Annotated in this window: 18 protein-coding genes; 14 read left to right on the top strand and 4 right to left on the bottom strand. The window is 62.9% G+C overall.

Annotation, left to right across the window (positions count from 1 at the left end):
• Positions 1 to 46: 46 nt before the first annotated feature.
• The 14 genes from dop (at position 47) to IEY62_RS11875 (ending at position 15,756) form a co-directional block, all read left to right on the top strand.
• Complete coding sequence (dop, locus tag IEY62_RS11940; protein ID WP_189018320.1) at positions 47 to 1,666, top strand: depupylase/deamidase Dop; 1,620 nt, start codon at positions 47 to 49, stop codon at positions 1,664 to 1,666.
• Positions 1,667 to 1,785: 119 nt separating this feature from the next.
• Positions 1,786 to 1,989 (top strand): ubiquitin-like protein Pup, encoded by a 204-nt coding sequence (locus IEY62_RS11935; RefSeq protein ID WP_018777646.1) that lies wholly within the window; start codon positions 1,786 to 1,788, stop codon positions 1,987 to 1,989.
• Between the two features lie 79 nt (positions 1,990 to 2,068).
• Positions 2,069 to 2,878, top strand: a complete 810-nt coding sequence (gene prcB / locus IEY62_RS11930) for a proteasome subunit beta (RefSeq protein ID WP_189017916.1) — start codon at positions 2,069 to 2,071, stop codon at positions 2,876 to 2,878.
• 1 nt (position 2,879) lies between these two features.
• Positions 2,880 to 3,587: a proteasome subunit alpha gene (gene prcA / locus IEY62_RS11925; protein WP_189017912.1), complete on the top strand. Its 708-nt coding sequence runs from the start codon at positions 2,880 to 2,882 to the stop codon at positions 3,585 to 3,587.
• A 1-nt stretch (position 3,588) separates the two neighbouring features.
• Positions 3,589 to 4,953: a Pup--protein ligase gene (gene pafA / locus IEY62_RS11920; protein ID WP_189017909.1), complete on the top strand. Its 1,365-nt coding sequence runs from the start codon at positions 3,589 to 3,591 to the stop codon at positions 4,951 to 4,953.
• 129 nt (positions 4,954 to 5,082) lie between these two features.
• Positions 5,083 to 6,006, top strand: a complete 924-nt coding sequence (locus tag IEY62_RS11915; protein ID WP_189017906.1) for an FKBP-type peptidyl-prolyl cis-trans isomerase — start codon at positions 5,083 to 5,085, stop codon at positions 6,004 to 6,006.
• 74 nt (positions 6,007 to 6,080) lie between these two features.
• Positions 6,081 to 6,476, top strand: coding sequence for an FKBP-type peptidyl-prolyl cis-trans isomerase (locus tag IEY62_RS11910; RefSeq protein WP_189017903.1), 396 nt, complete (start codon positions 6,081 to 6,083; stop codon positions 6,474 to 6,476).
• Positions 6,477 to 6,571: 95 nt separating this feature from the next.
• Positions 6,572 to 8,590 carry a helix-turn-helix transcriptional regulator gene (locus IEY62_RS11905; protein ID WP_189017900.1) on the top strand — a complete coding sequence of 673 codons (2,019 nt, stop codon included), beginning with the start codon at positions 6,572 to 6,574 and terminating at the stop codon, positions 8,588 to 8,590.
• 9 nt (positions 8,591 to 8,599) lie between these two features.
• On the top strand, positions 8,600 to 8,950 hold the full coding sequence (locus IEY62_RS11900; RefSeq protein WP_189017897.1) for a hypothetical protein: 351 nt from the start codon (positions 8,600 to 8,602) through the stop codon (positions 8,948 to 8,950).
• A 36-nt stretch (positions 8,951 to 8,986) separates the two neighbouring features.
• Positions 8,987 to 9,271, top strand: a complete 285-nt coding sequence (gene tatA, locus IEY62_RS11895; RefSeq protein WP_189017894.1) for a Sec-independent protein translocase subunit TatA — start codon at positions 8,987 to 8,989, stop codon at positions 9,269 to 9,271.
• 6 nt (positions 9,272 to 9,277) lie between these two features.
• A complete protein-coding gene (gene tatC / locus IEY62_RS11890; protein WP_189017891.1) occupies positions 9,278 to 10,114 on the top strand; it encodes a twin-arginine translocase subunit TatC in 837 nt (278 codons plus the stop codon).
• Between the two features lie 24 nt (positions 10,115 to 10,138).
• Entirely contained in the window at positions 10,139 to 13,108 is a 2,970-nt protein-coding gene (locus tag IEY62_RS11885) for a DEAD/DEAH box helicase (protein ID WP_189017888.1), read from the top strand.
• Between the two features lie 49 nt (positions 13,109 to 13,157).
• Positions 13,158 to 14,816, top strand: coding sequence for an amidohydrolase (locus IEY62_RS11880; protein WP_189017885.1), 1,659 nt, complete (start codon positions 13,158 to 13,160; stop codon positions 14,814 to 14,816).
• A 196-nt stretch (positions 14,817 to 15,012) separates the two neighbouring features.
• On the top strand, positions 15,013 to 15,756 hold the full coding sequence (locus IEY62_RS11875) for a polyprenol monophosphomannose synthase (protein WP_189017882.1): 744 nt from the start codon (positions 15,013 to 15,015) through the stop codon (positions 15,754 to 15,756).
• A 71-nt stretch (positions 15,757 to 15,827) separates the two neighbouring features.
• On the opposite strand, the gene IEY62_RS11870 is transcribed toward IEY62_RS11875, so the two are convergent.
• The 4 genes from IEY62_RS11870 to IEY62_RS11855 all read right to left on the bottom strand — a co-directional run bounded on the left by IEY62_RS11870 (position 15,828) and on the right by IEY62_RS11855 (position 18,891).
• Positions 15,828 to 16,175 carry an RNA polymerase-binding protein RbpA gene (locus IEY62_RS11870; protein ID WP_011774875.1) on the bottom strand — a complete coding sequence of 116 codons (348 nt, stop codon included), beginning with the start codon at positions 16,173 to 16,175 and terminating at the stop codon, positions 15,828 to 15,830.
• 260 nt (positions 16,176 to 16,435) lie between these two features.
• The gene (locus IEY62_RS11865; RefSeq protein WP_189017879.1) at positions 16,436 to 17,410 is read right to left on the bottom strand and encodes an SPFH domain-containing protein; all 975 of its coding nucleotides are present in this window, start codon (positions 17,408 to 17,410) and stop codon (positions 16,436 to 16,438) included.
• A gap of 97 nt (positions 17,411 to 17,507) precedes the next feature.
• A complete protein-coding gene (locus IEY62_RS11860) occupies positions 17,508 to 17,969 on the bottom strand; it encodes an NfeD family protein (protein ID WP_189017876.1) in 462 nt (153 codons plus the stop codon).
• Between the two features lie 79 nt (positions 17,970 to 18,048).
• Positions 18,049 to 18,891 (bottom strand): methyltransferase domain-containing protein, encoded by an 843-nt coding sequence (locus tag IEY62_RS11855; protein WP_189017873.1) that lies wholly within the window; start codon positions 18,889 to 18,891, stop codon positions 18,049 to 18,051.
• Positions 18,892 to 18,916: the final 25 nt, after the last annotated feature.

The following is an 18,916-nucleotide window of genomic DNA, read 5'->3' as shown; positions in this document are numbered from 1 at the left end:
AAGACCCGAAGGTACACAGGCCGGAAGCTTGCCTGCAGGCGGTGCCATGCGCGTCATGGGCTCGGAAACTGAATACGGTATCCACGCACCGTCGGCGCCCGGCGCCAACGCCACCATGATGTCCGCCAGGATCATCCAGGCCTACGCCACCGTGACCCGGCAGCGTGCAGCCGGAGGGGCGGAGACGCGCTGGGACTACACCGACGAAGAGCCGCTTCACGACGCCCGGGGCTGGACAGTGGACCGTGCGGCCGCTGATCCAAGTCAACTCACCGACCAGCCACCGGTTCTCGACGCCGAGGCCGTCGCCTTGGCGTACGGCCGGCAGGAGCTGGAACTGGACGGCGCGGATGAGACCGGTTCGTTGTTGATGAACATGGTTCTGGGAAACGGTGCGCGTCTCTACGTGGACCATGCGCACCCGGAGTATTCCAGCCCGGAGGTCACCAACCCCAGGGACGCCGTTACCTGGGATGCCGCCGGCGACGTCGTAGCGCTTGCCACGGTCCGGAAGGTGGCTGCGGACACCAGTCTGCCTGCCATAAACCTCTACAAGAACAACACCGACAACAAGTCGGTCTCCTATGGCTCCCATGAGAACTACCTCATGCCACGCTCGGTTCCTTTCGGCGACATCATCCGGGGCCTGACCCCGTTCTTCGTCTCCCGGCAGGTGACCTGCGGTGCAGGTCGCGTGGGCCTTGGGCAGGACAGTTCCACCCCCGGCTACCAGATCAGCCAACGTGCCGATTTCTTCGAAGCGGAGGTGGGGTTGGAGACCACCATCCGCCGCCCCATCATCAACACCCGGGACGAACCGCACGCCACGGCGGACAAATACCGCCGCTTGCACGTCATCATCGGGGACGCGAACCTCAGCCAGGCCTCCAACTACCTCAAGTTCGGGACCACAGCCATGGTGCTGAGCCTCATAGAGGCCGGTCAGGCCCCCAAAATCGAGGTCCATGAGCCTGTCCAGGCCCTTCAAGCCGTCAGCCATGACACCACGCTTGCTGCCACAGTCCGGCTGCTGGACGGCCGCAGGGTGACGGCACTGGATCTTCAATGGATGTACTACGAAGCCGCGGCGAAACTTGCCCAGGAAACCGGAGTTGCGGATTCGGTGTCCGGTGACGGCCACACCCACGACGTCCTGGTGCGCTGGGAATCCACGTTGACAGCGCTGGGATCCGATGCCGGTTCAGCGTCGTCCTGCGTGGAGTGGGTGGCCAAGAAATCGATCCTGGAAGGCTACCGGAACCGGGACGGACTGGGCTGGGACGATGCCAGGCTCGGTCTGGTGGACCTGCAGTGGTCCGATATCCGGCCAGAGAAAGGCCTTTACTACCGGCTGTTGTCCAACAACCGCATGATGCGCGTGGTGGACGACGGCGACATCGCCCGGGCGGTGACGGAACCGCCGTCGGACACCCGTGCGTACTTCCGCGGCCGATGCGTTTCGAGGTTCGGCAGGGACGTTGTCGGGGCAAGCTGGGACTCGGTCATCTTCGACGTTCCGGGGCTGGGAAAGCTCCAACGGGTACCAACACGCGAACCCTTGCGGGGGACGCAAGCGCTGACCGGTGCTTTGTTCGACCGCCATCAGGATGCCGGTGCATTCCTTGCCGAATTGCTGGGCCAGAACCCGCCGGCGCCAAGGGCCTGAGAGGTATCCGCCACAGCAACATTCGTACCTGCCCAAAGCCGTACGCAGCGGCCCGCAGCGTGGCAATATGGCAGTAGGAAGTCTCCAATATCAGGGGACTGACAGTAGGGAGAAAGAAAATGGCAGCTCAGGAACAGCAACAACCACAGTCACGGGAAACCGAAGCAGAAGTGGACGTCCCGGAGGCTCCGCCTGCAGCGCCCGAAGCCCAGGCGTCCGAGGCAACCCAGGGCGTGGACGATCTCCTCGACGAAATTGACGGCGTTCTGGAATCCAATGCCGAAGAGTTTGTCCGGGCTTTCGTCCAAAAGGGCGGCCAGTAACCGGCCCCGAACAAGGATTCACAACCCGGACGGCGTGAGGCCGCCGGGCACCGGAACGCAGAGTCGAAGGAGTGCAGCAATGCAGGACCCATCAAACGGCCCCCTGGCCACCCAGGCAACGTCTTCATTTACCGAGCATCTCCAACGCTCGCGTCCTGAACTCCTTCCCTTCAGCCAGGCGCTTCCCGCCGGCACCGTGCCGTCATCGCCGCACGCCACCACGATCGTTGCCCTGACGTTTGCCGGCGGCGTGCTGATGGCGGGCGATCGCCGCGCCACCATGGGCAATGTCATCGCCAGCCGCCACATCGAGAAAGTGTTTCCGGCCGATGAATTTTCGGTGCTGGGTATCGCCGGCACCGCGGGCCTGGCCATCGACATCACCCGTCTGTTCCAGGTGGAGCTGGAGCACTACGAAAAAATCGAGGGAACGCTCCTGAGCCTGGTGGGCAAAGCCAACCGCCTGGGCGCCATGATCCGGGGGAACCTTCCCATGGCGATGCAGGGGATGGCCGTGATCCCGCTTTTCGCCGGATTCGACCACGTCAGCGGCGTTGGGCGGCTTTTCTCCTACGACGTCACGGGCGGTCGCTATGAAGAGCAGGAACACCACTCTGTGGGCTCGGGCTCGGTATTTGCCAGGGGCGCATTGAAGAAGCTGTGGAGGCCCAACCTCTCGGAGGAAGACGCCGTCGCCGTTGCGGTCGAAGCCCTGTACGACGCCGCTGACGATGATTCCGCTACCGGCGGACCGGACCCCGTCCGCCAACTCTGGCCTGTGGTCTATACCGTGAACCGGGCCGGTAACCGAAGAATCCCCGAACGCGACCTTGCAGCAATCGCCGGAGCGATCGTCGAATCGCGGGCCATCGCCGGACGGGAGGCCTGACATGACGCAGCAGTTCTACGTTTCTCCGGAACAACTGATGAAGGACCGCGCGGACTTCGCCCGCAAGGGCATCGCCCGGGGCCGGTCCGTAGTGGTCATCAGCTGCGCCGACGGCATCGCCCTGATCGCGGAGAACCCGTCACCATCCCTGCACAAGATCGGCGAGATCTACGACAAAATCGCCTTCGCTGCCGTGGGCAAGTACAACGAGTTCGAGAGCCTGCGCCAGGCGGGGGTCCGCTATGCCGACGTCCGTGGTTACTCCTACGACAGGGAAGACGTCACGGCCCGCGGGCTGGCCAGCGTCTACGCACAGAGCCTGGGAGCTGTGTTCACCGCAGAACAAAAGCCTTTCGAGGTGGAGTTGGCGGTGGCTGAGGTCGGACCGGCACAGGAGCAAGACCACCTCTACCGACTGACCTTCGATGGTTCAATCGCCGATGAGAACGGTTTCGTGGTCATGGGCGGCCTGGCAGATCAGATTTCCGACGTCGTCCGCGGGGCTTGGGAATCCGAGCTCACTTTGGCCGGGGCCATGCGCCTGGCCCTGCGCGCCCTGGCAGCAGACAAGGAAGTGGAAGCCCTGCCTGCCACCGCCGTCGAGGCCGCAGTCCTTTACCGCGCGTCGGAGAGCCACCGCGGATCACGCAGGGCGTTCCGACGCCTGCTGCCCGAGGACATGACCCGGTTGCTCAACGAGGAGGCCTGAGATGGACAAACGAATATTCGGCATCGAAACAGAATTCGGGATCTCCTATTCGAGCCCGGATTCGCGTCCGCTGGCGCCGGAGGAGGTGGCGCGGTACCTCTTCAGGAAAGTGGTCAGTTGGGGAAGGTCTTCCAACGTCTTCCTGACCAACGGCTCCCGGCTTTACCTTGACGTCGGCTCGCACCCGGAATATGCCACAGCCGAGTGCGATGACCTCGCCCAACTCATCGCCCACGACAGGGCGGGCGAACTCATTCTTGACGACCTCGTGGACGAGGCCCAGACCAGACTGGCCGCGGAGGGCTTCAACGGAACCGTCTACCTTTTCAAAAACAACACGGATTCGGCGGGCAACTCCTACGGAAGCCATGAGAACTACCTGATTCCGCGCCGCGGGGAATTCTCCCGCCTGGCGGAGATCCTGATTCCGTTCCTGGTCACCCGGCAGCTGATCGCAGGAGCGGGCAAGGTTCTGAAGACTCCGCACGGGGCCACCTTTGCTTTCTCCCAGCGTGCCGACCACATCTGGGAGGGCGTGTCATCGGCGACAACCCGGTCACGTCCCATCATCAACACGCGCGACGAGCCGCACGCTGATGCCGAGTTCTACCGTCGCCTTCACGTGATCGTGGGCGACTCCAACATGTCCGAGACATCGGCACTGCTCAAGGTCGGCACCGTAGACCTGATCCTCCGCATGATCGAGTCCGGTGTCATCATGCGGGACATGCGCATGGAAAATCCCATCCGAAGCATCCGCGAAATCTCGCACGACCTGAGCGGCCGGGCATTGGTCCGCCTGGCCAACGGCAGGCAGCTTACTGCACTGGATATCCAGCGCGAGTACCTCACGAAAGTGACGGACTTTGTAGCTACGAACGGTGCGCACAATGCCCATGTTCCCCTGATCCTGGACTTGTGGAAGCGGACGCTCGATGCCATCGAGACCGGTGACACCAGCACCATTGACACAGAGGTTGACTGGGCCATCAAGAAGAAGCTCATGGACGGCTACATGCGGCGGCACGGACTGAGCCTGGATTCGCCGAGGATCGCCCAGCTGGACCTCACATACCATGACATCTCAAGGCAGCGGGGCTTGTTCTTCCTGCTCCAGTCCAGGGGAGCTGCACGCAGGCTGGTCACGGAGACTGACGTCAAGGACGCCGTGGATGCACCGCCACAGACCACCCGGGCTAAGTTGCGTGGGGATTTTGTGCGTCGGGCACAGGAACTTGGCCGCGACTACACCGTCGACTGGGTCCACCTGAAGCTCAACGACCGCGCCCACCAGACCATTCTCTGCAAGGACCCCTTCCGGAGCGAGGACGAACGGGTGGACGCGCTTCTGGACTCCATGGGCTGAAGCTTTCTATAAGCTGGCTCCCAGCTTTACGGGCTATTCTGGATAGTGGTCTCTTTCCAGGAGACAACCTGCTTGGAGGCGCTCTGCGCTGTTCCGAGTGTCCCTTGCCCCGACGAAAGTGTCTTTTTTGTGCGCCGACTCCTAGCAATTCTTCTTCCCGCCCTGCTGCTCATGACCGCGTGCGGCGGAAGCAACCCGGCCGCCGAGCCCACCAGCCAGTCCGCCGGTGATACCTCCAAGCTCGACTCCGTGAAAGTGACGGACAACGGCAACGACAAAGCACCCGGCGTTGAGTTCGCCAAGCCGCTGAGCGTCACCGAGCCCACCGTCAAGGTGGTTGTCGAAGGTGACGGGGAGCGTGTGAAGGCCGGCCAGACAGCCGAACTCGTCTACGTGGCCGTCGACGGCAACGACGGCAAGACCGTGGAAGACGCCTACACCAACGGGCCTCAGCCGATCGACTTGACGGACGAACTGAAATCCGGCAACCAGCAGATCTACAACGCAATCGTTGGAGCCAAGATCGGCTCGCAGATTGCCTTCGCAACTCCGGGCAACGCTTCGGCTTCACCGGCCGCCTCCACGCAGCTGGTCGTCTTCAAGCTACTCTCGGCCAAGGACCCGGCCCCGGTGCTGGACAAGCCGGAGGGCGAGACTGTGACTCCTCCCGCGGGTCTGCCGACAGTGAAGGAAGACGACAAGGGTATTCCGCAGATCTCCGTTGACGGTGTTGCTGCTCCCAAGGAACTGATTTCCCAGGACCTCATCAAGGGCAAGGGCGCCGTCGTCAAGGCAACCGACACACTGACCGTGAACTACGTAGGTGTGAACCTCGTTGGCGGCACCAAGTTCGATTCCAGCTACGACCGCGGAAAGTCCACCAGTTTCCCGCTCACCGGCGTGATCAAGGGCTGGACCCAGGGGCTGGAGGGCAAGACTGTTGGCTCCCGCGTTCTCTTGGTGATTCCGCAGGATCTCGCTTACGGCGCCGCCGGCCAGGGAGAAGCCAAGGGCGACCTCGTCTTCGTCGTGGACATCCTGGGCGTTAAGTAACCACACAGGAAAACGCAGGCACTGGCTTAGGCTGGTTCCTGACACCAATTCATCACTGACACCAAGGAGTATCCATGTCATTTGGTCAGCGTGACTTCGACCGCACCAAGCCGGAGATTGACTTCCCCGAAGGCGACGTCCCCACGGACCTCGTCATCACGGACCTCATCGAGGGCACGGGCCGTGAAGCCCAGGCCGGAGACACTGTCTCCACCCACTACGTTGGCGTTGCCTGGTCCACGGGCGAAGAGTTCGACGCCTCCTGGGGCCGCGGAGCTCCTCTGGACTTCCGCGTCGGAGTTGGCCAGGTTATCCAGGGCTGGGACCAGGGCCTCCTGGGCATGAAGGTCGGCGGCCGCCGTCGCCTGGAGATCCCCTCGGAGCTGGCCTACGGCTCCCGCGGGGCCAGTGGCGCCATCAAGCCGAACGAAGCACTGATCTTCGTGGTTGACCTCGTGGCTGTCCGCTAGGATCCAGCTGTTCTGCAGGGCGCGTCATCTTCCGGTGCAACCGGCCGGTGACGCGCCTTGCTGGTTTCCCGCTGGACTTTAGTAACGTAGCAACCGTGTCCGCATCCCGCACTGAACGACTCCTGAACCTTCTCCTTGCTTTGCTCAACACCAAGGTGGGGCTTTCGCGCTCCATCCTGCGCGAAAAGGTCTACCACGATACCGCCGGAAATGATGTCGCCTTTGGGCGCATGTTTGAGCGGGACAAGGCCGACCTCAAGCAGTTCGGCTTCGAGGTGGAAACGTTGATGGACCCCAGCAGTTTCGGCGCCGATGACCCCGCCTCAGCGCGCTACAGGATCGGCAAGGACTCCAACCGGCTTCCGGAAGTGAAGCTGACTCCGGCTGAGTGCACGGTCCTCCTGTTGGCCGCCCAGCTGTGGGAGCGCGCCGCCTTGGGAAATGCTGCCGCCAATGCCGTCCGCAAGTTGCAGGCAGCAGGCGGATTCACCGACGTCGAGCTTCCTGCCGGGGTTCAGCCGCGGATCAAACCTGCCGGACAGGCTTTCGACGACGTCGTTGCAGCCATGCACGGCAGGCACCCCGTCCGTTTCGGCTACCTGGCTGTCAGCACCGGGCGTGAGGAAACCCGCGAGGTGGAGCCTTGGGGGCTCGGCAGCCGTTTCGGCCAGTGGTACCTGGTGGGCTTCGACCGGGGGAGGGGCGCCAAGAGAATCTTCCGGCTCTCACGGATGACCACGGCACTGACCGTGGTGGCGGGCGGCAGTTTTGAACCGCCGGAAGGCTTCAATGCCAAGGCCGAGCTCGCTGCGCTCAACGAGCTGCCGCTTCAAAAAGCCGTCCTGGACGTGGATGCGGGCCGATTGCTGGCACTGCGCAAGAGGGCAGTCGTCACCGGACCGGCCCCTGACAAGGGCGGCCGTGACCGGATCCAGGTCGATTTCAGGGACCCCGAACAACTCGCCGAGGAGCTTGCCTCCTATGGTCCGCACGTGAAGGTGGCAGAACCGGCCGACTTGCGCAACGCCGTCGTCCGACGCCTTCAGGCCGCCGAAGACTTCGGCACCGCACCGGCAGTGGCGGTGGAATTCCCCGAAGCAGGCCGCGCACCGCGTGCCCGGAAACGTACGTCGGAAGACCAGCTGACCAGGATGCTGCAGTTGGTGCCGTTCCTGGTCCATCACCAGGGCCTGCATATCCAGGAGGTGGCGGACCGTTTCGGCGTCTCCCGCAAGGACCTGATCGATGACCTCAAGATCCTCATTTGCTCCGGGCTTCCCGAAGGTTACCCGGATGACCTGCTGGACATCCAATGGGAAAACGACCATGTGTACATCTCCGAGCATCTGGACCTGAACAGGCCGGTGCGGTTCAGCGAGGACGAGGCCGCGGCGTTGCTGACCGGACTGGCAATGCTGGGTGATCTGCCCGCCTTGGCAGGGATGGCCGACGACGAGGCCGGCAGTGCTCTGGAATCGGTCACCATCAAGCTGACCGGCGCCGCAGGACAGGCCGGCCGCTTGGCCGGTTCAGTGGCCGGCCAGTCGGTGGCACCGGAACAGTCCGAGGCCTTTGCCACCATCACGCAGGCCATCAGGGACGGGCACCAGCTGCGGCTGCGGTATTTGTCCCTGCAGCGCGACGAGGTGAGTGAGCGGGACGTGGACCCTTTGCGGCTGTACTCCATGGACAACACCTGGTACTTCGAGGCCTACTGCCACAGCAAGGCCGGAATCAGGAATTTCAGGCTGGACAGGGTGGAGGCGCTGGAACCGAACGGCCGGCCCGTGACGGGCCCCGCCCCGACCGGCCAGGACTTTCCCGCGCGGCTGTTCACTCCAAACGAGGACGACCTCCAGGTTGTGCTGCAGTTGACCCGACAGGGCGCCGGGCTCGCAGATGACTACTACGCCGAGCGCACGGCCCAACTGCCCGACGGCGGCCTGCTGGCCGAGGTCCGGTTCGGCGACCCAGGGTGGTTGCCCATGTTCGTGGCACAGCATGGGGGGACGGTACGGATCCTCCAACCAAGGTCACTTCAGGACGACGCCATCACATGGGTGAAGGCTGCTTTGGCCCAGTACGACTCTGCTGCAGACGTCCAGGCTGGCTAGACTACTCAGATGCCTTGGTGGTTCTGGATCCTGTTGTGGATCGCACTCGTAGCTCTTGCCCTGCTCCTTCACTTGACGCTGGGTTATCGCTTGTTCCGGAAATTCATGGCCACTGTTCATGAACTGGGCGACGCCGGGAAACGTTTCAGCAACCTTTCTCCTGCCGCGGAAACCTCCGACGCAGAGGTCGCCGAAGACCGCGCCGCACCGGGATCGGCAATTTTTGCCTCCCCGGATCAGATGCGTCATGATTACCTGACGGCCAAAGCCTTCCGGCAGGAAGTTCGCCGCCAAAAGCGTGTTCAACGCAAAGCGGAGCGGGGTCAGCCGCAATCCCTGCACGACATTGAATTCAGATAGACGTAGGATGTATCCAAAAGGAAAGGACCTCCCCACATGAGGCTCGAAGGCTGGCATCTCATCATCATCATCGTCCTGGCTCTGGTGCTTTTTGCCGCACCGAAACTGCCGTCCATGGCGCGCAGCATTGGGCAGTCGATGCGTATTTTCAAGTCTGAAGTCCGGGAAATGAAAAAGGACGGTTCTTCCGATGCGAAGGACTCCCAGGACGGTTCCGACGCCGTGGAAGGCAAGGTCGTAGGCCACCCGGACGCGAAGACGCCGAACATGAAGGCACAAAACACCGGCGAGACCGACGTTCCGCCCTCCAACCGCGTCTAAAGAGAAGTGGTAGAGACGAAGGGGCGCAAGGCCAACCCCGAAGCCCGGATGGCGCTCCTTGACCATCTCAAGGAGCTGAAGAACCGGCTCTTCAAGGCTGCAATCGGCGTTATCCTCGGAACCGTGGTGGGCTTCATTGTCTACCAACCGCTCCTGGAGGCGTTGATCAAGCCGATCAAAGACCTCAATGAAAAAGAGGGTCGCGCCGCCACACTGAACTTCGATGGCGTAGCCAGTTCGTTCGACCTCATGGTCCAGGTCTCGGTATTCCTTGGCGTTCTGCTGTCGAGCCCGGTCTGGATCTATCAGCTCTGGGCTTTCATTGTGCCCGGCCTGCACAAGAAGGAACGTCGCCTCGCGTTGTCGTTCGTGGCAGCGGCGGTACCGCTGTTCATTGGTGGCGTTCTTCTTGCCTGGCTTGTCCTGCCCAATGCCGTGCGGGTCCTGACGGATTTCACCCCCGTTGGCGGCTCAAACTTCATCAGCGCTGAAATCTACCTTGCGTTCGTCCTCCGGCTCCTGTTGGCGTTCGGCATTGCCTTCCTGGTTCCGGTGGTGCTTGTCGGCCTGAACCTGGCCGGCATCGTCAAAGGCAAGCAGCTCATCAAGAGCTGGCGTATCACCATTTTCCTGGTGTGCTTGTTCGCCGCCATGGCCGCGCCCGGCGCTGATGCCATGAGCATGTTCTACCTGGCAGCACCTATGCTGTTGCTCTTTTTCGCAGCTATTGGGGTGTGCCTCCTCAATGACCGTCGCCGTGAACGCCGCGCCATCAAGCGTGCGGCCGAGACGGAAGCCACTGCGGATATCGCCACCCCGGCCTCGGATCTGGAGAATCTCTAGACCTTGGGCCACTAGGCTTGATGCATGTCTTCGTTTCCCGGGTCTCCTTCTCCATCAGAGCGTTACCAGGCGGCAGCCAAGAGGGCGGCCGAGGCCAAAACCTATCTCGGTGCCTTCGCCGGATCACTGAACTTCGAGCTGGATGATTTCCAACGCGAAGCCTGCAAATCCTTGCAGGAGGGCCGTGGTGTATTGGTGGCAGCACCCACCGGGGCCGGTAAGACGATCGTCGGCGAATTCGCCATCTTCCTGGCCCTTCAACGGGGACTCAAGGCTTTCTACACCACCCCCATCAAGGCCCTGAGCAACCAGAAGTATTCGGAACTGGCAGAAAAGTACGGCGCGGCCAACGTTGGCCTGCTGACGGGCGACACAACCATCAACGGTGAAGCACCAGTAGTGGTGATGACCACCGAAGTCCTGCGGAACATGCTGTACGCCGATTCCGAGACTCTCAGTGACCTCGGCTTTGTTGTGATGGATGAAGTTCATTACCTCGCTGACCGCTTCCGGGGTGCCGTGTGGGAAGAAGTCATCATCCACTTGCCCAGCGAAGTGCAGGTTGCTTCGCTGAGCGCGACCGTATCCAACGCAGAAGAGTTCGGCGCCTGGCTCGATACCGTCCGGGGCGACACTGATGTGATCGTCTCCGAGCACCGTCCCGTGCCACTCTGGCAGCACGTCATGGTGGGCCGGGAGATTGTTGACCTTTTTGCCGGCGATACCACCTTCGACGAGATTGCTCCTGTTGCGCCGGGCGAGCAGGAAACCGACGTGCCGGACCTCTCCGAGGCCGCAGAGCCAACCCGGGAACCCAGCGGCGGCCGCCGCACATCAGCCAAGGGCTCGGCCACCACAAAAGTGCGCCAGGCAGTCACCGGTCCTGAATTTGAGGTGAATCCTGATCTTCTGGCCATGGCACGTTCCGAGAGCCGCATGAACATGAACGGACGGTTCGGCCACGGCGGACGGAGCCGTCGTCGTCAGGACCGTTACCGTGACGAACGCCAGCAGTCCGAACAGCGCAGTCCGGTACGCAAGGCGAGCCGCCCGCAGGTCATCGAGAGCCTCCGGCGGCAAGACCTCCTTCCTGCCATCACGTTCATCTTCTCCCGGGCAGGCTGTGATGCAGCCGTTGCCCAGTGCGCTGCCTCCGGCCTGTGGCTCACCACGGAACGGGAGCAACAGATCATCGCCCAGCGCGTTGATGAAGCGAGCCACGAAATACCCGCCGACGACCTGGACGTTCTGGGCTTCTGGGGTTGGCGTGACGGCCTGGTCAGAGGCTTCGCGGCCCACCATGCCGGAATGCTTCCCACGTTCAAGGAAGTGGTGGAAAAGCTCTTCGCGGACGGCCTGGTCAAGGCGGTCTTCGCCACCGAAACGCTGGCATTGGGCGTCAATATGCCCGCCCGGTGCGTGGTCCTGGAGAAGCTGGAGAAGTTCAACGGTGAAGCGCACGTCAACATCACAGCGGGGGAGTACACCCAACTGACGGGTCGTGCCGGGCGGCGGGGGATCGACGTCGAAGGCCATGCCGTTGTGTTGTGGCAACCCGGGACTGACCCAGCGGCAGTGGCAGGCCTGGCCTCCAGGCGCACCTACCCCTTGAACTCCAGTTTCAGGCCTACCTACAACATGAGCATCAACCTCATTGCCCAGTTCGGGCGGGTGCGGGCACGCGAAATCCTGGAGTCCTCCTTCGCGCAGTTCCAGGCTGACCGATCCGTCGTGGGCCTTGCCCGCCAGGTCCGTGGCCGTGAAGAATCGCTGGCGGGCTACGCCAAGTCCATGAGCTGCCATTTGGGCGACTTCACCGAGTACGCCAAGCTCCGGCGGGAATTGACAGACGCTGAAAACTTCGCGGCACGTGACCATCAGCGTGCCCGTAAGTCACGCGTCGCCGATTCCCTGGCGAGGCTGATTCCGGGCGACGTCATCAGCGTCTACAGCGGCCGGCTCGCGGGGCACGCGGTGGTTCTGGATGTTGACCCCAACGCCCGCGAACCACGGCCATCGGTCCTGACCCAGGACAACCAGCTCCGCCGGATCGGTGTCCACGACCTCGACGGTCCCGTGTCCCCGGTGACCCGCATCCGCATTCCCAAGTCATTCAATGCCAAGGTGCCAAAATCCCGGCGCGACCTCGCATCGTCCATGCGCCATGCCATCAGCGAGGACGCGCCGCAACGCCACCGGAACAGCCGGCACGAGGACTTTGGCTTGGGCTCCCGGCTGCCGGACCAGGAAAAGAAGATCGCGGATCTCCGACGCGCACTGCGGGCACATCCGTGCCATGGCTGCAGCGAGCGGGAGGACCACGCGCGCTGGTCGGAGCGCTGGTGGAAGCTCCGTAAGGAAACCGACGGACTGGTCCGCCAGATTCAAGGCCGTACCAACACGATCGCCAAGACCTTCGACCGGGTATGCGAGGTCCTCTCCGTTTACGGATACCTGGAAACAAACGACGCCGGTGACGTCATCATCAGTGCCGACGGGCAGCGTCTCCGCCGGATCTACGGTGAGAAGGACCTGCTCATTTCCCAGTCCATACGGCAAGGTGCCATCAACGACCTCGATGCGGCGGAACTGGCTTCCTTCGCCAGCACCTTGGTCTATCAGGCCAAACGTGAAGACCGTGGGCTTCGTCCGAAGATGCCAACCATTTCGCTGGAAACGGCCGTGGACGTGGTTGTCCGGGAGTGGTCCCGGCTGGAGGACACCGAGGAGCAACACCGGCTCCCGCTGACAGGCGAACCCGAACTCGGATTGATGTGGCCCATGTACAAGTGGGCCAAGGGGCGCCACCTGCAGGAGGTTCTCAGTGGAACGGACCTGGCGGCTGGAGACTTTGTCCGCTGGGCCAAGCAGGTAGTGGACCTCCTGGACCAGCTCGCCAAGATCCCACAGCTCGACCCCCGGCTGGCCCGAATTTGCCGTGAGGCCATCGATTTGGTCCGCCGGGGCGTGGTGGCATACTCCACGGTGGCCTAGCCGGCTGTCCCATGATTGATTTGTTGTCAACGCTCAAGGAGCCCAAAGCATGAACCAGCCAGGCGCGTCAGCCGGCCAGCACCCCGACGGATCCGGCCGCAAGGTCACCATGTACCGCAATGGTTCCATCTACACGGCGGCCGATCCCTTTGCGACGGCCATGGTGGTGGACGGAGACACAGTGGCATGGGTGGGGTCCGAACAAGCTGCGACCTCCATCGCCGACTCGTCCATGGAAATCATCGATCTCCGCGGCGCCCTGCTTGCTCCTGGATTTGTGGACTCCCACGTCCATTTGACGGAAACCGGAGTGGCCCTCGCCGGCCTCCAGCTGGGTACCGTTCGTTCCGCTGCAGAACTGCTCGACGCCGTTGCCGCCGTGGGTGGTACGGGCACCATTCTTGGCCATGGCTGGGATGAGACGACGTGGAACGACCCCACACTGCCCAGCCTTCAAGAAATTTCCCGGGCAGCCGGTGACCGTCAGGTCTATTTGTCGCGCGTCGACGTCCACTCCGCCCTGGTGTCACCTTCACTGGCCGCGGCCGCAGGACTCGAAGGACTCGACGGCTTCACAGGAAGCGCACGCGTGGTGCGGGCAGCTCACACAGCGGCCCGCCTGACTGCGCGGAAGTTCCCCGGGCATGACCGGCGCAGGTACCAGGAGCAAGCGCTGCAGGAGGCCGCTTCGCACGGCTACGTCGCCCTGGCTGAGATGTCCGCGCCGCACATCTGCGGCCCCGAGGACCTCTTGTCAGCCGTGTCCTGGAACGACAGGGGAGACCAACCCGAAGTGCTCCCTTACTGGGGCGAGCTGGCCTCGTCCCAGGAGCACGCCAAGGCCATTCTGGACGGTTTGGGCACCCGCGTCCTGGGCCTCGCCGGCGACCTCAATGTGGACGGCTCTATCGGTTCGCGCACAGCTGCCTTGTTGGACGATTACTCCGATGCCCCCGGGCAGCGGGGCAGCCTCTACCTCTCGGTGGACGAGGCAAGCAAACACCTCGCCGCCACGTCGGCGCTGGGTATTCAGGCAGGTTTCCACGTCATAGGTGACGCCGGCCTGGCAGCCGTCCTGGACGCGCTGGACGCCGCAGCGGCCGAAGTGGGGGAGCAGCGCATCCGGGCGGCGGGCCACAGGCTTGAACACGTGGAATTGGCTGACCAGTCCTCCATAGACAGGCTGGCGAAGTACTCCGTGACCGTCAGCGTCCAACCGGGCTTTGACGCTGCTTGGGGCGCGCCCGGCGGTCTGTACGAGCAACGTCTCGGGAGCCGGAGCGCCGGCATGAACCCGTTCGCCTCGTTCTACTCCAGTGGCGTACCCATTGCCTTTGGCAGTGACAGCCCCGTTACTGCGCTCCGACCCTGGTCCAGCGTCCGCGCTTGCCTGGAGCACAGCAACCCGGAACAACGCATCTCGGCACGCGCCGCATTTTTGGGGCACACACGCGCAGGATGGCGTGCGGCGAAACACAGGAACCCCCTGATGGGACAGCTGGTCCCTGGCGCCCCGGCCAGTTTTGCGGTGTGGGAGGTGGAAGAGCTGATGGTCCAGGTTGCTGACAGCCGGGTACAGTCCTGGAGCACGGATCCCCGCGCACGGACACCACTGCTGCCCGCCCTTGACACAGGATCGGACCCCCGCTGCCTGCAGACTGTCCGTGAGGGCCGTGAACTGTTCGCCCACGAATCACTTCGCGTATAGTCCTTCGGGTCCGGTCCTTCGGGTCCGGTCCTTCGGGTCCGGGCGGAAATCCCGGGACCTCGACTGAAGCCCTGTGGCCGGCGCCACAGGCGCGAAAGTCATGGCCGCCGTCGTCCTATAATGGAGAGTTGCGCCAGAACGCCTGCTGCCAGGCTGGTCCGGCACACTGACCGCTCCATCAAGGAAAGGCCTCTTCTTGCGTGTCCTGACGATCATTCCCACCTACAACGAGCTGGAATCGCTCCCCGTGACGCTGGGACGGCTGCGCGCAGCGGTACCCGACTCGGATGTCCTGGTGGTCGACGACAACAGCCCTGACGGCACGGGAAAGCTTGCCGACGACTTCGCCGCTGAGGACAGCCAGGTGCACGTCCTGCACCGCAAGGGCAAGGAAGGCCTGGGGGCTGCCTACATTGCAGGCTTCAAGTGGGGTCTGGCCGCCGGCTATGACGTCCTCGTCGAAATGGATGCGGACGGTTCGCACAAGCCCGAGCAGCTGCCCCTCCTCCTCGATGCCGTCCGGGACGGCGCGGACCTCGCCATGGGTTCCCGCTGGGTTCCTGGCGGGAGCGTCGTGAACTGGCCCCTCTACCGCCAGGCCATCTCGCGCGTCGGCAGCACCTATGCCCGCATCATGCTTGGCGTCAAGATCAAGGACGTCACCGGTGGATACCGGGCATTCCGCCGCAGCACGCTTGAGGCACTGAACCTGGACGAAGTCGAGTCAGTCGGTTACGGCTTCCAGGTTGACCTGGCCTGGCGCGTGGCCAAGCTTGGCCTTCGCATCGAAGAGCGCCCCATTACGTTCGTGGAACGCGAACTCGGAGCATCCAAGATGAGCGGCAACATTGTGGTGGAAGCCATGATCAACGTCACCAAGTGGGGACTGGCAGCACGCTGGGCGAAGCTCACGCGCAAGTCGCCCGAAACCGCGAAGTAGCATTAACAGGCAAAGGCCGGGTCCGGTTCCATAAGGAACCAGGCCCGGCCTTTGCTGTTTGTCTTGGGAGACTATGCCGAACGGCGTTCTCCGCGGCGTTCACGCAGGATGTTGAGGCGATCCTCAAGGATCTGCTCCAACTCAGGAAGGCTGCGGCGTTCCAGCAGCATGTCCCAGTGCGTGCGGACGGCTTTCTCGTTGGCATCCACGGGACGCTCGCCATCGACCAGGAGCGCTTCCTTCCCCGTTTTGGAAACCCAAACGGGAGGGATCTCTGCTTCGGAGGAGAAGGTTACGAAGACCTGCTCGCCATCCTCGCAACGGTACTCGACCCGCTGACGCGGTGCCGGTTCAACGCCGGATTCAGTTTCCATGCTTTGGGCGCCAAGACGCATACCCCGCAGGCTGCGATCGCTCATGATTACTCCCTCTGTCTGTTCGCGGAGCAGGAACTCCGCGCTAGCCGTAAGCCGTTTTCACGATCCTTACGGACTACTTCTGCACACCTTGCATCACTAATTGCAACGCCTGGCCAAGCTTTAATGTTCCGTCCACGCTGAACCAGCCGGACAAATATCCCATTATACGCTGATCCAAGCCGACTACTCAAAAGCTTGCAGACGCAGCGGGCGGCCAGCCGGAATGGCTGACCGCCCGCGTTGTCACTACGGAGCAGAAACTATTCGGTGGGACGTGTTGGTTCCCCTGTCGCCACCGGCTCCGGGGACTTCGAACTGCCGTCGAACAGGCCCGCTACGGGAGAGTCGGAGTTGTTCCCACCAAGCGCACCACCGATGCCCTTGAGGGCCTCGCCAACTTCGCTGGGGATGATCCAGAGTTTGTTGGAGCTGCCTTCGGCGATCTTCGGAAGTGTCTGAAGATACTGATAGGCAAGAAGCTTCTGGTCCGGGTTGCCCTTGTGGATGGCATCGAAGACCTTCTGGATGGCTTGCGCTTCACCATCTGCCCGGAGGATGGCCGCTTTCGCATCACCTTCAGCGGCGAGGATCGCGGCTTGGCGCTGTCCTTCTGCGGTGAGGATCTGCGACTGCTTGGTGCCTTCGGCGGTCAGGATGGCTGCGCGGCGGTCACGCTCTGCACGCATCTGCTTTTCCATCGAGTCCTGGATGGAGTGGGGCGGATCGATCGCCTTCAGTTCCACCCGCGAGACCCGGATTCCCCAGCGGCCCGTTGCTTCGTCCAATACGCCACGCAGCTGACCATTGATCTGGTCGCGGGACGTGAGGGCTTCTTCGAGGTTGAGTCCACCCACCACGTTGCGGAGCGTGGTGGTGGTCAACTGTTCAACAGCCTGGATGTAGTTGGCGATCTCGTACGTTGCCGCCCTCGGATCGGTCACCTGGAAGTAGACCACGGTGTCAATCGAGACCACCAGGTTGTCTTCGGTAATGACGGGCTGCGGCGGGAAGGACACTACCTGTTCGCGCAGGTCGAGCAACGGCAGCAGCCGGTCGACAAACGGAATCAGGATGGTCAGTCCCGGGTTGAGCGTGCGCTGGTACTTGCCGAGCCGTTCAACGACGCCGGCCCGTGCCTGCGGGATGATCCTAACCGAGCGGACCAACACGATGATGACAAAAATAACGAGAACAATCAGCACAATTGCCGCTGCTGTTCCTCCTAAGCCGTCCATACATCTCCTTCGTTCCCCAATTGCGTGGTTTGATGAGGCTGTGCGCGGGCAGGTTGCCCTTGACCGGCAGCGGCCTGAATTCCGGGTACGACCAACGTCAGCGGGGGCTGTTGTCGGAAGCCGGGGCGACCACCGCCGTCGCTCCGTCAATTTTGGTGACCTGGACAGTAGCCCCGGCGTCAAGGACGCCGGTGGCGCTGCGGGCGCTCCACACGTCGCCGCCGATCTTTACCAGCCCGCTGGTGCTGCTCACGGCTTCAATGACGAGGGCAGGCTGGCCGATGAGCCGGTCTATGTTGGAAAGCTGTTCCGCGGGTCCTTTGCGCAGGTGGTTCAAAGCCACTGGCCGCACGAAAACGATCATCAAGAGGGAAACAACGCAGAAAATGACGATCTGCAGCCAGAAGTCGGCGCCCGAGAAGTCCGCGATCAGCCCCGCAAGCGCGCCGCCACCCAGCATGATGAAGAAGAGGTCGAGAGTGAGCATCTCCACCACCGCGAACGCGAGGAAGACCGTGAGCCAGAGAGCCCACCAATTTTCGCCGAGCCATTCAAACATCGTTCCCCCTTGGTCCCGGATCCCGGGAAAGGGATCACAGTCGCTGTTCCTCCATCCTAGCCCGACGCGCTGTGACGCGTCAGGACGCAGTGAACACGCTGATCCGGAACTTCGCAGTCGTGGCCACCGGCTCCTCCGAAGCTGCCAGGCCGGACAACTTTTCCTGCTGCAAATGGTGGCCGGCCGGGCCCATGAAGGCGAGGTCGGCTACTGCGTTTCCGCCCAGCACCAAGGGCAGGTCCAGGGAGTGTGTCTCGGACGCACCGAAATACCGGCTCATGGACTCTGCCAGCCGTTCCTCCTTGCCTTCTTCGATGCTGAGCATCCCCGCCCGGGCTGCGACCTCCTGCAGGTGGCCGGGCCGCGGTGTCACCACCAGGAGGCTTCCTCCGGGACGCAGAACCCGCGCGAACTCCGCAGGGTTCCGCGGCGCGAACACAACCGTCACCACGTCCACCGAGCTGTCCGCCATGGGCAATGGACGCCAGATGTCCCATACAAGGTTCGCCGCCTGAGGGTTGAGGCGGGCAGCACGGCGAAGCGCGAATTTGGATATATCCATGCCAACGGCGGTTGCGCCTGTCGCTTCGATAACGCTGTGCAAATAGTGGCCGGTGCCTGTTCCGGCGTCGAGAACCAGCGCGTCCGGCCGGTGGAGTGCTTCCGCCGCCAAGTCAGCCAACGCCGTGGCCAAACCCAAATAGTGTCCGCCTTCCAGGAACCTGTTCCTTGCCGCGACCATATCCGCCGTGTCAGCTTCGAAGACGGTGCCCTTCCCGGTCAGGAAGTTGAAGTAGCCCTGTTTGGCGGCATCGAACAAATGCCCATTCCGGCAAGCAAGCGTGGCCGGCCGGCCTTCCCGCAACTCGAAAACTCCTTGGCATACGGGGCAGCGCAGGGCAGAGACGGCATCGGGCAACATGGCTTCAATCCTACGGCGGACGGAG

Origin of the sequence: Paenarthrobacter histidinolovorans, from assembly GCF_014647595.1 — a bacterium.
Taxonomy (GTDB): Bacteria; Actinomycetota; Actinomycetes; order Actinomycetales; family Micrococcaceae; genus Arthrobacter; species Arthrobacter histidinolovorans.
The sequence above is the reverse complement of the archived record's forward strand: the minus strand, read 5'-3'. Positions and strand labels throughout refer to the sequence as shown.